The sequence below is a fragment of the Psychroflexus tropicus DSM 15496 genome (assembly GCF_000378765.1).
In the GTDB taxonomy this organism is placed as follows: Bacteria; Bacteroidota; Bacteroidia; order Flavobacteriales; family Flavobacteriaceae; genus Psychroflexus; species Psychroflexus tropicus.
In genome coordinates this window covers 657,073-672,154 of the sequence record NZ_KB905342.1, presented here as the reverse complement: position 1 = coordinate 672,154, position 15,082 = coordinate 657,073, and the positions used below count along the sequence as shown (strand labels likewise).

The following is a 15,082-nucleotide window of genomic DNA, read 5'->3' as shown; positions in this document are numbered from 1 at the left end:
CTTGTAATAATTTCCGGGTCAAATCTTATTCGAAATCTTTAATAAAGCGAAACTCGCATACCAGGTATAATCTTAATGTAGATTTTTCTAATCCTAGCGAAACCTGATTACGGACATAATTTAAAAAAATGAAACTAATTCTTATTGTCTCTTGGCAATTGGTCGCCATGACTATGTTTTCTCAATCCAGAGTATATGAATCCAAAGTTGTTGACAGCAATGGCCAGCCCATACCTTACGCAGCTGTATACGAGCAGGGCACTCAAAATTACGCCACTACTAATATTGACGGCATGTTTAGTTTGGAAACTGACTCTCAAGATTTTACTCTAGAAATTTCTTCTATAGGTTTTAAAACCCAAAGCTTAGAGGTTAGAAATGGGCAACTCCAAAAAGAAATTACCCTAGAGGTTTCTGAAGAACAACTCAACGAAGTAGTAGTAACTGCACTTGGGATAAAAAAAGAAAGACGCTCATTATCCTCGGCGGTCTCTACCATCAACTCTAAACAAATGGTTGACGTCCCGCAAACCAATATGGTTAATGGACTGGCTGGGCAAGTCGCGGGAGTCCAGATCACAAACGGCTCCAGTGGTGTAGGTTCTTCCTCACGAATTATTATTCGTGGTGAGAATTCATTGAGTGGCAGCAATCAACCCTTGTTTGTTGTTGATGGTGTACCCATCAGCAATCAGCAAATCACTAGTGACTTAGTGAATAATGGTGCCTTGCAAGAAGTAGATTATGGAAATGGCGCTTCAGAATTCAGCCCCGATGATATCGAATCTATTTCGATTTTGAAAGGTGCGGGTTCTGCTGCACTCTACGGTACGCGAGCCGCCAATGGAGTGGTTCTCATCACCACAAAACGCGGCAAAAAATCGGAAGGCCTTGGGGTAAGCATCAACAGTAATTTTACGATTGAAACTTTATTAACTTTACCAGATTATCAAAATGAATATGGCGTCGGTTCCAATGGGCAATACGCTTTTCAAGATGGTGTAGGAGCCGGAGTGAATGATGGAGCAATCAGTAGCTATGGACCACGGTTGGATGCTGGGCTTTTAATTCCTCAGTTCGATAGTCCATCGGTAGACATCAATGGCAACCCTGTGCGAGGAGGAGATGTGATTGCGAGAAGATTTCCAGACGGTTCGTTTACAGAAATTACGCCAACACCCTGGATATCCAGACCCGATAATGTTCGTGATTTCTTTAATACAGGAATCACTTATCAAAACAATATTGCCATTAGCAAGCGAGGAGATATTGGAGGAATGAGATTATCCTATAGCAACCTCCGTAACGAAGGCATAGTTCCCAATACCGATCTTAAACGCGATGGTATTTCGATAAGTCTGGATCAACAGCTCAGTGATAAACTTGAAGTCAACACCTTTCTAAATTTTATCAACACACGAAGCGGCAACAGGCCAAATTTAGGCTACGGTTATGAAAATGTGCTCTATGGCTTTAACTGGACTGGACGACAGACCAATATTGGAGCCTTGAGAGATTACTGGCAGGCTGGACAAACCGGCAGACAGCATTTTGATATCAATTACCTATGGCTAACCAACCCCTACCTCACCTTATTTGAAAACACCAATAGTTTTGATAAAAACAGGGTGTTAGGAAATGCCTATGCAGTTTACAACTTCTCCGAAAAATTATCGCTTAAGGTAAGAACCAGTATAGATACTTACGACGATAAACGCACATTTAGAAGGGCCGTGAGCACCAACGCCAATCCGTTTGGCTCTTACCGAGAAGATAATGTTCGTTTTACAGAGATGAATTCTGACCTGTTACTTACTTACCAGGATAAAATCAACGAAGACTGGAATTATACATTAACCGCAGGAGCTAACAGACTGGATCAGGAAATTGAATATTCCTTTTCTGAAGCTTCACAGCTAGCACTTCCTGAGATTTATACCTTAGCCAATTCACGTTCCCCTCTGCTTAGCAATAGCGAACGTTTTAAAAAACGAATCAATAGTGTGTACAGCACAGCTAATTTTGCTTATAAAGATGAACTTTATGCTGATTTCACCTTTAGAAACGATTGGAGCAGTACGCTACCTTCAGAAAATAATTCGTTTAGTTATTACTCGGCTGGACTAAGTTATATTGCTTCAGAACGCTTAAAGTTGCCGGAAGCAATTTCTTTCTTGAAATTCAGACTAAGTGCAGCTTCGGTAGGAAATGATACAGATCCCTTTCAAAACACACAAACCTTTGATTTAAATGGAAATTACGGCTCCAATTTCAGAGTGACGAACGCCACAGTCTTACAAAACACTAATCTTAGACCAGAGCGCCTGGATGCGTATGAAGCTGGATTGGAAGCCTGGTTTTTAAAAGGACGGCTTCAATTAGACGCCTCGGTTTATCAAAACGTCAGTAAAGATCAGATCATTTCGAGACCTATTTCTACTGCCAGTGGCTTTTCTAGCTTTAATGAAAATGGGGGCCAGATTAGGACCAGAGGTATAGAGTTAATGCTTTCAGCCACACCAATCAAAACGAGTGATTTCCAATGGAACACTAATATCAATTTTAGCAGTTTTAGAAGTGTTGTCACCGAACTTCCACAAGGTGTAGATCAATTTGTGACAGCTACGGCTAATGTGTTTGGCGGCAGTGGAGGTTCTAACACCGTATTTTATATCGCCAGAGAAGGCGGTCGCGTGGGCGATATGTTCGGAACTGGATTTGTAGAAATCGATGGACAAACTCTTTTCGATGCCAATGGTTTACCGGTCCAGGATCCTACTCTCCGTAAACTTGGAAATTACAATCCAGATTTCTCTGTTGGCTTCAACAATAGTTTTTCCTTTAGCCATTTCGATGTTAATATTTTATTCGACTGGCGCCAGGGCGGTACTATCGTTTCAAGAATAAAAGCATTAGGGAGCACCTCTGGTGTTTTGCAAGAAACTTTACTGGGAAGAGAAGGAGGTTCACCAAACACTCAATTTGCGGATGGGAACGGAATTATTGGCCAAGGTGTCACCAATGTAGGCACTGCAGAAAATCCTAATTATGTACCAAATACCACAGCTGTCGCCGCCAGCACTTACAACAATGCCTTTTACGACCGAGGGAATGAAGCTAGTGCGCTTTACGACGCTTCCTATGTCAAGTTGAGACAACTCAGCATTTATTATACGTTTTCTGATAAAATTGCGAAATCTTTAGGTACAGAAGATCTAAAGATTGGACTTATAGGCAGCAACTTACTGTTGTTTACAGAAAACCCACATTTTGATCCAGAGCTGAATGCCCTTCAGGAAAGAAATATCGTTCAAGGCGTTGAAGATTTTTCTTACCCCTCAACCCGAAGTTTCGGGATCAGTTTAAAAACTAATTTTTAAGATCTCAGTTATGAAACCTATACAAGTCTATTTACTTTTAATTATGTCTCTGTTGGCTTTAAGCTGCACAGAAGACTTCGAAGATATCAATGATAATCCTAATGCCCCCCAGGAGGTAAGTCCTGAGTTTTTACTCACCAATGTCATTTTTGAGCAAATCAACGAACATACTTATAATCAAGGCTTAAGGCTTAATAACTATTTAGCACAATTCAATGCTGATGTTGAGTTTGAGAGAATAGATCGTTATGAATTAGGAAGCAACAGTGGTTATTGGGATATGATTTACGGACTTCTAACCGATTTGGAGTCTATGAAAGAATTGCCAGGATACAATGAAGCCTATGATGGGGTTGCAGAGATTTACAAAGTGTATCTGTTTTCTCAACTGACGGATATGTGGGGAGATGTGCCTTACACGGAAGCCATTCAGTTTGATGAACTCAACTTTACACCGGTTTATGACACACAGGAAGAGATCTATACTAATTCAGATGATGGTTTATTAGCCCGGCTGGAAGCGGCAGCTTTTCAGCTTGAAAATACCAGCGAAAGTATAAGTGGAGATATAATGTTTGATAATGACCTTAACCAATGGATCCGTTTTGCCAACTCTCTTCAGGTTCGGTTTAGATTACGCATCAGCAATAGACTTACCGACTTTACCAAGCTACAGGAACTTGCTGATGGAGGGCAGCTTATGCAATCCAATGCCGACAATGCTGTAGTACCTTATTTAAGTGCAGCTCCAAATCAATTTCCTTTGTTCAATGCCTCTGAAGGTATTTACCAGGGTCTAAAAATGAGTGAAACGGTAGAGAATCAACTCAAAGAATGGGATGACCCTAGACTAGGTGTGTTTTTTAAACCTACCCCAAAAAGTGTTCTGGTTGGAGCTCCAGAATTTAAAGGTCTACAAAATGGACTAAGTACACAAAGTATTAGTGAAAACGGCGTAGATTTAAACGATCTTTCTATTTTATCAGACCGATTCAGAGCCATGCCCAATGGAGTTGATGCACAAATTATGTTGTATTCTGAAGTGCAATTTGCTTTGGCTGAAGCTACAGAACGCGGCTTTATTTCTGGCAACGCCAACACCTATTATCAAAATGCCATTGAAGCGCATTTTGACTATTATGGTGCGACGGTGCCTGACGATTATTTTATGAGAGAGGCCGTTGCTTTAAATGGTTCAACTGAAGATAATTTGGAAAAAATACTGACTCAAAAATGGTTAAGTCTATTTATGATAGGTCATGAAGCCTGGTTCAATGTAAGAAGAACAGGGATTCCAGAACTCACACCAGGACCCGATAACTTCAATAATGACAGATACCCTGTACGCTATTTATATCCGGAATCGGAACAGGCGGTCAACAAAGAAAATTATGAAACCGCTGTAGAACGCATCGGTGGAGATAACATCAACTCCACAAACTGGTGGGAAAATTAATCGAATTCAAAACTGAAAACTCATGAATAATCTTATAAAAATTAGCCTTTTGACTTGCTTTGCCATTGGTATGCTAAGCTGTCAAAAAAGTAAAACCGATTCTACTGAAAAGAATGACCAAGAGGCAGCATCAAGTCAAATGCAACAGAATCAGACACCAGAATCTAAAAAAAAGGTTTGGATTGATGCGGATGTTGCCGTTGGTATGGAACGTTATGGTCGTGAGGGCTACAGCGATGTGGATGACGGTTACGCCATATTACAGCTGTTCAAAGCTGAAAACATATCTATCAAAGGCATGAGTGCAGTCTTTGGCAACACCAGAATTGATGATGCTTTTAGGCTGTCCCAAAAAATGTCAACAGAATTTGCACCTTATGATATTCCTGTTTACAAAGGAGCTGGTAAAGCTATGAACCTGGACAGTATTCAAACTAATGATGCGGTAGAAGCGCTCGCAAAGCAATTGAAAAAAGAGCCTTTGCATATTTTAGCTATTGGCCCTGCTACCAACATTGCTACCCTAGTTTTACTTTATCCTGAGTTAAAGTCTCAAATCAAAGAAGTGGTTTTGGTCGCGGGTCGACGGAGTCCGACAGCTTATTTTGAGATTGGAAAACCTACTGTAAGACACGCCCCGGATCTGAACTTTGACCTTGATAATAATGCTTTTCGTATTCTTCTTGAGAACGAAATCCCTGTAGTGCTTTGTCCCTTTGAAATCTCCAATAAAGTCTGGATCACTCAAGACGATCTTGAAGCTCTGAGTGGAGGCAGTCCAGGAGCACAATGGATGGCTGAAAAATCTCAACCCTGGATCAACCAGTGGAAAGCGATGGGGGAAGAAGGCTTCAATCCATTTGATGTTCTGGCCAGTCATTATCTTATGGCTCCAGAGGATATTGTAAAAGAAGAACTCAAGGCTCATCTTGAAATACATCCTAACGATATGAAGCTAAAGGCTTCAGGTCATCATTTTAAAAATTACCTCCTTTGCAATACATCTGAAGGGGCGCCAATCACTTATTGTTATGATGTAAGTGAAGATTATCATCAAAAGCTGATGCAAAGTCTTTTAAAATAAAATTCATATGAGTTTGAAACACGTACAAGAATTAACTGCCGATAAAGCCAGTCTAGAAAACTACCTTAAAGCCCAGACCTGGTTACAATTAAATGAACAGATTACCGCCGTAGAGGTCCCTGGTGATGGCAATATGAATTTTACCATTAGGGTCAAAACTAAAGAACGTAGTTTTATCATCAAGCAAAGCCGAAATTACGTTGAAAAATATCCTCAGGTACCCGCCCCAGAAGAGCGAGCACTTCGAGAAGCCGAGTTTTATCAGATGGTGGCAAAGCATGAGTCGCTAAGTCGACAGATGCCTCAGCTCAAAGGTGTAGATAAAGCAAATCATGTTCTCAATCTGGAAGATTTAGGTGACGGAGTGGATTACACTTTTCTATATCAGGAAGGCCAAATCATCGATGAAGCTGAGCTGGAACAAATTATGAGTTTTATCACGGACTTACACAATAGTATAAATACAAACACAACCAGAGCAAGTCTGCCAAATCTGGAAATGCGAAAGCTGAACCACGAACACATTTTTATCTATCCCTACCTAGAAAACAATGGCCTCAATCTAGACGACATTCTTCCAGGCTTAAAAGCTATTGGACAGCCTTTCAAAAAGGATGAGCATTTAAAACGTAAAGTGGAAGTGCTTGGTAAACGTTATTTACAAGATGGAACCACCTTACTTCATGGAGATTTTTTTCCGGGCAGCTGGTTAAAAACAGATGTTGGCATAAAATTCATCGATCCTGAATTTTGCTTTTTTGGAGAAGTCGAATTTGAGATTGGTGTGACTTTGGCCCATTTAAAAATGGCAAATCAAACTGAAGCAACCATAGAAAAAGCCCTAAAAACCTACAAGAACTTGAATCCTATTGACGAAAGCTTATGTCAACAATTTATGGCTGTAGAAATCTTAAGACGTATTTTAGGCTTAGCTCAGCTTCCACTTAGTCTGGATCTCGCCCAGCGTGAGTCTTTGTTGAAAGAGGCTAGAACACTATTGCTTAGCGATGATTAAAAAAGAAAGATAGTATCTTTACAAGATTAGAAACCCAGGATAAAACAAAATCAAATGAATATTCGGTTGTTATGGTTAGCCTTCATGCTACTGGGACTTTCTTTCACAAGCTGGTCTCAAAGTCAAATCGAAAAGGCTTTAGAGCGCTACAACAGCAATTCTGTAGAATACATCAGCGTTGAAGATTTGATTCAGCTAAGAAAATCAAATCCTAAAGTCAAACTTTTAGATGCGCGGGAGCCCTCAGAATATAGCATTAGCCACATCCAAGATGCTATTTATGCTGGCTATGATGATTTTACATTAGAAGCGATTCAGGATAAGATTTCAAAAAATGATACTATTGTGGTTTACTGTTCGATTGGGGTTCGATCTGAAAATATAGGTGAAGAACTACAAGACGCTGGTTACTCACATGTCTATAACCTCTACGGCGGTATCTTTGACTGGTTCAATAAAGGACACAAGGTGTTTGACCAAAGCGAAAAACCAACCGAGAGAATCCATAGTTATAACCGTTTTTGGGGAAAGTATTTAGAACGAGGACAAAAGGTATATTGATGCATAAATTAGTGATAGTGTTTGCCAAAAACCCTGAATTGGGAAAGTGTAAAACACGTTTAGCCAAAAGTATTGGAGACGAAAAAGCCTTAGAGGTTTATAAAACATTATTGAAGCACACTGCCGAAACCTTAGCACAGGTAGAAGCCGATCGGGTAGTGTTTTATTCTGAAACCATTCAACACCATGATCTTTGGGGCGAGGATGTTTTTCAAAAACAAGTCCAAATCCAAGGTCATTTAGGTGAAAAGATGCAAGCCGCTTTTGAATGGGGGTTTGCACAGGGGTATTCCGAAATTTGCATCGTTGGCAGTGACCTGATGGAACTAAAAGTGACAGACCTGGACCAGGCCTTTATGGAATTGGAAGCTCACGATCTCGTATTTGGACCCGCCCAGGATGGCGGATTTTACCTCATGGGCATGACCCAGCTTTATAAACGTGCATTTCTGGACAAAGCCTGGAGTACCGAGACCGTCCTCAAGGATACACTTAAGGATTTAAAAGGCTTGAAGTATGCCTTACTAGAGACCAAAACCGATATCGACTATGTAGAGAATGCGCTACAACATCAGGACCTAAAAGCGATTATTGAAGGAAAGATAGTAGAGTGAATTATACCTTTTCTCTCAACAAACCTTTGTAAATTTTTCTCAGCTTTTGTGGCTCAGTCCCTAGTTTGTAGAGCAAGAACACATAACCATTGATCAAATTGACTTTCAGCCAGGACCCCTTATCGTATTTTCTGGCGCTTACTGTTGCTCTGCTTTGAATGATCGTGTATGGTAGTTTGTGTTGACGCACGGTATCCGTCAACTTAAAATCTTCCATAATGCAATAGTTTTCATCAAAGCCTCCCAGCCTATCAAAAGCAGACTTAGTAATGAATTGGGCCTGGTCTCCTGCACCAGCAAACACCCCGTCATTTTTGGTAAAATAACTGTTGATATTCAGCATCAAAGAACGGCGATCGAACCTGTAGGCAAAAAATCCAAATTGGTTGCCTGCATCTATAGCGCCTGTGATCTGTTCGTAAAAATCATCGGGCAACTGAATATCCGCATGGAGAAATAATAGGATGTCACCTTTGGCTTTAGAAGCCCCAAAATTCATTTGTATGGCTCGGCCACTGCGTTCGCATTCCAAAAACTGAACCTTAGTATAGGACTTGCAAATCTCTGGGCTGGCGTCTGTGGTTTCCGGAGAATTGGAGACTATGATTTCTATGGGAAACTGCTCCGATTTAGCCTGTAAAAACGTTAATTGGTTGGGCAGGTTTTTCTCTTCGTTGTAATTTGGTATGATGATACTAAGCATACCTCAAAAATACGTTTTATGATGAAGATTTTAGTCCTTTTAACGGCATTTATGTGCCTTAATAGCAGCATGGCACAAGAGCAAACCGACTATATCGAATGTTCTCGAGAGTTGCTCTCCAACATCAAAAACGGCAAAGAGACCAAAGCTCAGATCGAGATTTTATCTACTACAAATTTGGAGGATTTGACTGGTCAATTAAAAACTGACAATCAAAAAAAAGCCTTTTGGATCAACGTTTATAACGCTTACATACAAAAAATCCTGTCAGAGCAACCTGAGTTGTTCAATGCGGATACGAGAGGTCAGTTTTTTAGTGAACCCCGCATCAAAATTGCAGGAGAGCTTTTATCCTTTGATGATATTGAACACGGGATCATCAGGAAATCCAGAATTAAATGGTCTTTGGGTTATCTCAAAAAATGGTTTAATCCTAAATGGGAGCGAAAACTAAGAGTAAATGAAGTAGACTGGCGTATACATTTTGCCCTCAACTGTGGGGCCATCAGTTGTCCGCCGATAGCCATTTACTCAGCAGAAAGACTTGATGAAGAGCTAGACCTCATGGCAACCGCTTACCTCACAGAGCATAGCACCTACGACGACGCTACACAAACCGTGAAGACAACGGCTTTAATGTCCTGGTTTAGAGGAGATTTTGGAGGTAAAAGCGGCGCCAAAGAGATTTTACATTCCTATGGCATAACACCAGAAGTCGCGGAAACCATCGAATTTAAATCCTATGACTGGACCCTAAGCTTAGGCAATTACAGAGCACTTTAAGACCTTTAATTAATAGAATTTTTAGCGAAATGAAAAACAGACTTGATAAAACCGTAGCCTTTCTAAAGGAGAAGGGCTTCGAGAAGCCTGAAATTGGTATTATTCTAGGGACTGGCCTAGGCCAGCTTATCGAACACATTGACATCGAAAAAGAAATCAGTTACAACCACATTCCGCATTTTCCCACCGCCACGGTAGAGTTTCATCAGGGTAAATTTATTTATGGTGAGCTTTCGGGCAAGAAAGTCGTAGTGATGCAGGGGCGTTTTCACTTTTACGAAGGCTATTCGCTTCAAGACATCACATACCCTGTTCGGATTATGAAGCAACTGGGCATCCAAAAACTTTTGGTGTCTAATGCCGCAGGCGCTATCAACAAAAACTTCAAAAAAGGAGACTTGATGCTAATTGACGATCACATCAATCTACAGGGAGGATCGCCACTGGCTTTTAAGGGCGTGTCTCAATTTGGCGAACGCTTTGTGGATATGCTGGCCCCTTACGATAAGGAGATGAATACAACTTTTAAACACATCGCTAAACAAGAGGATATCACTTTACATCAAGGCGTTTACGCCTCGGTGGTGGGCCCTCAGCTGGAAACCCGTGCCGAGTACCGTTACCTGGGCATCATTGGCGCCGATGCTGTAGGGATGAGTACCGTGCCTGAGGTGATTGTCGCTAATCATTTACAACTGCCAGTCGCCGCCATATCGGTGTTAACCGACGAATGTGATCCCGACAACTTACAACCGGTAAATGTAGAAGAAATTATTGCGGTAGCAAAGCAAGCAGAGCCAAAGCTGGTGACTTTGTTTAAAGGGCTTATAGAAAGTATTTAGGGTGTTGACGGTCCTGTCTGCCGACAAAGGCAGGCTTTCCGCTACAAGCCATATGAGCAAAAAGCAACCTCTACAAGTCTGGAAAGAGCTTCCGCCGGTCGCTTTGCCAGACTTTATCGTTTAAAAATGCTTTTTGCACCAATGGGCTTTTCACTTCAATCCTTAGCGCTTCACTCACCTGAACATAAAAGACCCGTGAGGTCTTGAAAACCTCACGTGGCTAAAACTTTTTAAAAATCTAATCATACATTAAATAAATTACTATTCCACAATGATCTGATGAGTTTCAATGGTATTATCATAATAAACTTTCAAAATATATACGCCCCTTTTCAATCCGTAAGTATCTATTATTGATTTATCATTATAAAATTTCACTGAGCGTACTTCTTTTCCATTTAAATTATAAAGGCCACCACTTACAGAGGTATAAATGCCATTACTTTTAGATGTATCTATAGCATTAATGTTTAGTAAATTTTTAGAAGGATTAGGGTAAGCAATAAATTTATATTCTTCATCATCACCAGGAGGGGCTACAGGAATTTCTCCACCTCCGCCACCGTGATTAACACTTAATATTCTAGCACCTCCAATCCCACAACTATTTCTACCCATCACTTGAATATTTCCACTAGTACCAGCATAACCCGTAAAGACTTGAATAGATGGAGAGGAGCTTGCTCCAGATAATTTTTGCCAGTTTTGCCCAAAATAGTCGAATGTAGTTACAGTTTCGTATGGAAATGGTAGCCACCATTCGTAAGAAGTGGCTCCAGAAGAGCCTCCACTTTGATAATTCACCAGAGCACCAGTATTGACAGAGCTTGGACCAACAATTGGATTTGGAGTAGAGGGTTTACCAGTCCAAATCACAAGTGGATTTGATAATACATTTCCACAATCCCCTGATATTAAATTGGCTGTTATTGTAACTTGTCCAGAATAACCTCCTGTTAAAGTTAGAGTAGCCTCGTTGGTACCTTGCCCGGAGCTTATGGCTACACCACTGTTTGAAGGCGATACAGACCATATCACCGAATCTGCGCCCGCTGTAACACTAAAGGTGCCTGAAGTACAAAGCAGTGATGGGGCTGTAATGTTGATATCGCTACAAACAAAACTACAGTCGAAAACTTCATTATTCTCATCAAGCTCCGCAGCCAGCCAATCACCATTTCTTCTATTAAACGAAATGTGTGTTTCATTAAGTCCCGAAGAGTCAAATGACGTGGTGAAATTGTCAAATGGAATTTCTTTATTTCCAATTGGTGGATTAGCTGCCGTATAGAATCTTGTATAATCATTGTTATTTAAAGTCGTAGAACCACCACCAACATCTAACGCTGAGATAGTAGGAATAAAATTAAAGCTGTTTGCGGTACGAGCCGTTACATTTAGATTAATAAGAAAATCTATATCACCACCAACGATTTCGTTAAGTTCAGTTAAATCAAAAGGTGTATTAAATGCTCCTCCAGGATAAGAATCTAAAGGGAGCTGAACTTCCGTTGGATTAGGCAAGTTACGATCTGTTATATTTATATTATAAGTCAATGTCGCTAAAATAAAATTTATCTTTTTAGTAATTCTAATACGACCTTTGTAAATAGTCCCAATTTGCCCAACTGCAGGTAGCGATTTTGCTTGGAACATGGCGTTTAGGTTTGTTCTGTCCGGCAACAAACCAGCTAAGTAAGCTGGATCTTCAAGAACAATAGCTAAACCGACATAGCCTAAACCTTCGACAAAAGATAATAAGGGAAAGTAATTAATAATAGTATCTAAAAGAATGGTAGGTTCTATATCTCCGCTCAAATACAACAATTCTTGTAATGCTTGAATTTCTTGGTCATTAGCACAATGGCTACCATTACTTATAGCTATGTTGCGTGTTTGCTGCGGATACCCTTTTGTTTGTAAATCGGATTGAAAACTATCAAAAGCATTATTGTCTAATTCAAAAATAGCATTAATATTATTTGCCAATAACTGCCGTGTACCAATACTATTAAACACATTATTTATATCACTGATGGTTACAGATCCACCACCTGCGGCTGGCAGATTAAAATCGCCTACTGGTGTGCTGACAAATTCATTGGCTAAATGCCTTGCCAAATACTAAATACTAATAGGAATATTTGCGCCTTGATGTGGTGCATCATGGCTAACATATAAACGAGTATCATGGTCTTGGTTTGGGTCTTGCTCCATATCTGCAAGGGCATAGCGCGCTATAAGCCCTCCCATGCTTTGACCTAACACTACATTCTGCTCGGTACTGCCTGCATCAACTTTTTCTTAGTTTACCCAATTAATAACCTCTTGTAATACATAGGCATTACGCCGTAAATCATCTCTTCCATTATCCCAGTTAACGTAAATAATGTCGTAATCTTGGTCACCTGTAGTATTTACTGTACCTCCTGTTAGAAAAAATTCAAGATTATTTGATTGACCTAGATTTACACCTCTTGAAAAGCTTCTGATATCATTTTCTCCAAAAGGATTCTCAGCTCCAAGTAAACCACTTTCAAAGCCTTCGGCAACAATAAGTGGTCTTGTAATCATACCATCATTTCCTGCATCATCTATTTGCAAAGTAGCAGAACCAAAAACACCATCAAAGGCCCTACTTGCGGTAATATCTTGCGTAAATATCTGAGCATTTATTTGAAATATACAAATGCAAAGTATCATTAGTGTTATATAGTTTTTCATGATTATTAGTTTGTAAATGTTAAATCGAATCTTCCATTAGTAATATTGACAACTTCTCCCGTTGTAATCTCTTCTGCTTGAAATTCGAATGTACCGGACATTATCTGATTTTCAGTGTCAAAACGAGTAAAAGTAATCGAGCCGAGATAAACTTGATTAGTTTCAAACTCACCTGAATCAGTATCATTTGAAAAAACATAGCCAGCAGAACCTCCTGTGAAATCATTTTGAATAGAATTCATATTTAGAATATATGTTTCACCTTCAAATACTTCTATCCTTCTAATGCTTATACTTGCATCTTCGAAATCATTTGAAAATCCTCTTTGCATATTAATTGCGAGAAAATATTCTCCATTTACAAACTGGTAGAAATTATTCATTAATCCGCTGTCTGTAAAAGGTTCGCCGTTAACTAAACAACCTATGGTGTTTTCGCCTGTGGTTGTCATTGGTGGTAATTGGTCTAAGGGATTACTTGTACTATTATCATCATCATTATCACAGCTTGTGAATAATAATGCAATGAATATGTATATTATATAGTTTTTCATCTCAGTTTAGTTTTTACGTTTATGACTACTCCAAGAGGCTGTAGTTGCTTGTGCACCTCCAATTGGCGCAATTTGGCTACCTACAATAAGTTTGCTATGACTGTATAGTATTTGCCCATTGGTTAGTGTTAGTTTATAATCCCAAGTATAAGTCCCTTCATTATTATAGCTAACATAGATAATTTGACCCATTGTAATAGCTTGATAGCCATTACCATCATTAAAATTTACGGCAATACTTTGTACTTGACTATCTTGATTGCTATACCATAGATTAGTTGGCAATACTACATTCATATTTTTATAGTTGTATTTTAATATGGGTGCAGTTATCATAAATACATTATCGGTCTCATAAGGATTTTGCCAAATGTCATTGGTATATTTATCATAGAGCTTGTTGTTACTTACTGTTATGGCATTAGGATGGGCATTTTCTCTAATGCGAGAGTACTTATAATACAAACCAGATAATGCAATGGTATAAGGTACTCTTGCTGTTTTCCAGTTGTTTTCAAATAGATTAGGGTTTACTAAATCTGGCACATTGGTTTTGGTACGTGCCATGAGTAATGTATTATATGCCGATGTATAGATGCCTTTATGCACATAATTATTCGCAGTATTAACGCCATTATAAGAGCGTATATCTACAAATTCCATAGCATAATCGGTTAATAAATGGTGTGGTACACGGTTTAAATCTACACCTGCAAAAACATCATTCATGGTGTTGGCAAAGTTGTTAGATACCGTTTGAGCATTTAGATATGAGCTAAAGCTAATTAAAGCCAATAGCAACATCTTAAAAAGAATTGTTGTGTTTTCATAATTTTTATGTTTTTGATTGATTATATTATTCAGTGTATTGCATATCAAAACGTCCCTCACGGATTTCTAAAACTTCTCCAGTGGTTGGATGTTCAACGTCGAACCAAAAGGTTCCTGAAACGATTTGATTATCAGTATCAAGTTTAGTTATTGTTAATTGACCTGTATTTGTTGCATTGGTTGTAGAAAATATTCCGAACTCTGTTCAATTTGTAGATTATTTGTGCTTAAACCAATTAATCGCCCATTGTTTTCACTATCTCTGTTATTACCTTGTAATGAAAAGTAGTACTCTCCATTAATCAGTTGATAAACACAATCTAATGGGTTTGTTCCGCCACTTGGTATAAAAGGTTCTCCATCTAATAAAGCTCCAAATGTGTTTTCGCCAGTTTGAGTTGCAGGAGGTAATTGGTTAATTGGGTTTTGAGAATTATTGTCATCATCGTTGTTGCAGGAAATACTCACTAATCCAGCTATGGTAAAGAATAGTATCAGAAGAATAAATTGTTTTCTTTTCATATCGATTTAATTT

The 15,082-nt window shown here is 39.3% G+C and carries 13 protein-coding genes and 1 pseudogene; 8 read left to right on the top strand and 6 right to left on the bottom strand.

What is annotated here, in order from left to right:
- Positions 1-128: 128 nt before the first annotated feature.
- From F598_RS0103025 to F598_RS0103000, 6 genes are read left to right on the top strand one after another with little or no spacing between them, the layout of a single operon-like run.
- Positions 129-3,380 carry a SusC/RagA family TonB-linked outer membrane protein gene (locus F598_RS0103025; protein ID WP_019037546.1) on the top strand — a complete coding sequence of 1,084 codons (3,252 nt, stop codon included), beginning with the start codon at positions 129-131 and terminating at the stop codon, positions 3,378-3,380.
- 10 nt (positions 3,381-3,390) lie between these two features.
- On the top strand, positions 3,391-4,836 hold the full coding sequence (locus tag F598_RS0103020) for a SusD/RagB family nutrient-binding outer membrane lipoprotein (protein WP_026302484.1): 1,446 nt from the start codon (positions 3,391-3,393) through the stop codon (positions 4,834-4,836).
- Positions 4,837-4,858: 22 nt separating this feature from the next.
- Positions 4,859-5,920 carry a nucleoside hydrolase gene (locus F598_RS0103015; RefSeq protein ID WP_245539741.1) on the top strand — a complete coding sequence of 354 codons (1,062 nt, stop codon included), beginning with the start codon at positions 4,859-4,861 and terminating at the stop codon, positions 5,918-5,920.
- 7 nt (positions 5,921-5,927) lie between these two features.
- Positions 5,928-6,935 carry a phosphotransferase gene (locus F598_RS0103010; RefSeq protein ID WP_019037543.1) on the top strand — a complete coding sequence of 336 codons (1,008 nt, stop codon included), beginning with the start codon at positions 5,928-5,930 and terminating at the stop codon, positions 6,933-6,935.
- Between the two features lie 54 nt (positions 6,936-6,989).
- A complete protein-coding gene (locus F598_RS0103005; RefSeq protein WP_019037542.1) occupies positions 6,990-7,496 on the top strand; it encodes a rhodanese-like domain-containing protein in 507 nt (168 codons plus the stop codon).
- Positions 7,496-8,110 carry a TIGR04282 family arsenosugar biosynthesis glycosyltransferase gene (locus F598_RS0103000; RefSeq protein WP_019037541.1) on the top strand — a complete coding sequence of 205 codons (615 nt, stop codon included), beginning with the start codon at positions 7,496-7,498 and terminating at the stop codon, positions 8,108-8,110. Before F598_RS0103005 ends, F598_RS0103000 begins: the two co-directional genes overlap by 1 nt.
- 1 nt (position 8,111) lies before the next feature.
- On the opposite strand, the gene F598_RS0102995 is transcribed toward F598_RS0103000, so the two are convergent.
- Entirely contained in the window at positions 8,112-8,813 is a 702-nt protein-coding gene (locus tag F598_RS0102995; protein ID WP_019037540.1) for a TIGR04283 family arsenosugar biosynthesis glycosyltransferase, read from the bottom strand.
- 18 nt (positions 8,814-8,831) lie between these two features.
- On the opposite strand from F598_RS0102995, the gene F598_RS0102990 reads away from it, so the two are divergent.
- A complete protein-coding gene (locus F598_RS0102990; RefSeq protein WP_245539740.1) occupies positions 8,832-9,596 on the top strand; it encodes a DUF547 domain-containing protein in 765 nt (254 codons plus the stop codon).
- A gap of 29 nt (positions 9,597-9,625) precedes the next feature.
- Positions 9,626-10,438: a purine-nucleoside phosphorylase gene (locus tag F598_RS0102985; RefSeq protein WP_019037538.1), complete on the top strand. Its 813-nt coding sequence runs from the start codon at positions 9,626-9,628 to the stop codon at positions 10,436-10,438.
- Between the two features lie 261 nt (positions 10,439-10,699).
- Here the strand turns inward: F598_RS0102985 and F598_RS0102980 are convergent, their stop codons facing one another.
- The 5 genes and pseudogenes from F598_RS0102980 to F598_RS0102960 form a co-directional block, all read right to left on the bottom strand.
- Positions 10,700-12,559 carry a T9SS type A sorting domain-containing protein gene (locus F598_RS0102980; protein ID WP_019037537.1) on the bottom strand — a complete coding sequence of 620 codons (1,860 nt, stop codon included), beginning with the start codon at positions 12,557-12,559 and terminating at the stop codon, positions 10,700-10,702.
- Between the two features lie 183 nt (positions 12,560-12,742).
- Positions 12,743-13,162 carry a hypothetical protein gene (locus tag F598_RS0102975; protein ID WP_019037536.1) on the bottom strand — a complete coding sequence of 140 codons (420 nt, stop codon included), beginning with the start codon at positions 13,160-13,162 and terminating at the stop codon, positions 12,743-12,745.
- Between the two features lie 5 nt (positions 13,163-13,167).
- Positions 13,168-13,716, bottom strand: a complete 549-nt coding sequence (locus F598_RS0102970) for a Riean_0653 family protein (RefSeq protein WP_019037535.1) — start codon at positions 13,714-13,716, stop codon at positions 13,168-13,170.
- 6 nt (positions 13,717-13,722) lie between these two features.
- Positions 13,723-14,520, bottom strand: coding sequence for a hypothetical protein (locus F598_RS0102965; RefSeq protein ID WP_019037534.1), 798 nt, complete (start codon positions 14,518-14,520; stop codon positions 13,723-13,725).
- A 52-nt stretch (positions 14,521-14,572) separates the two neighbouring features.
- A pseudogene (locus tag F598_RS0102960) lies at positions 14,573-15,069 on the bottom strand (Riean_0653 family protein).
- Positions 15,070-15,082 lie beyond the last annotated feature (13 nt).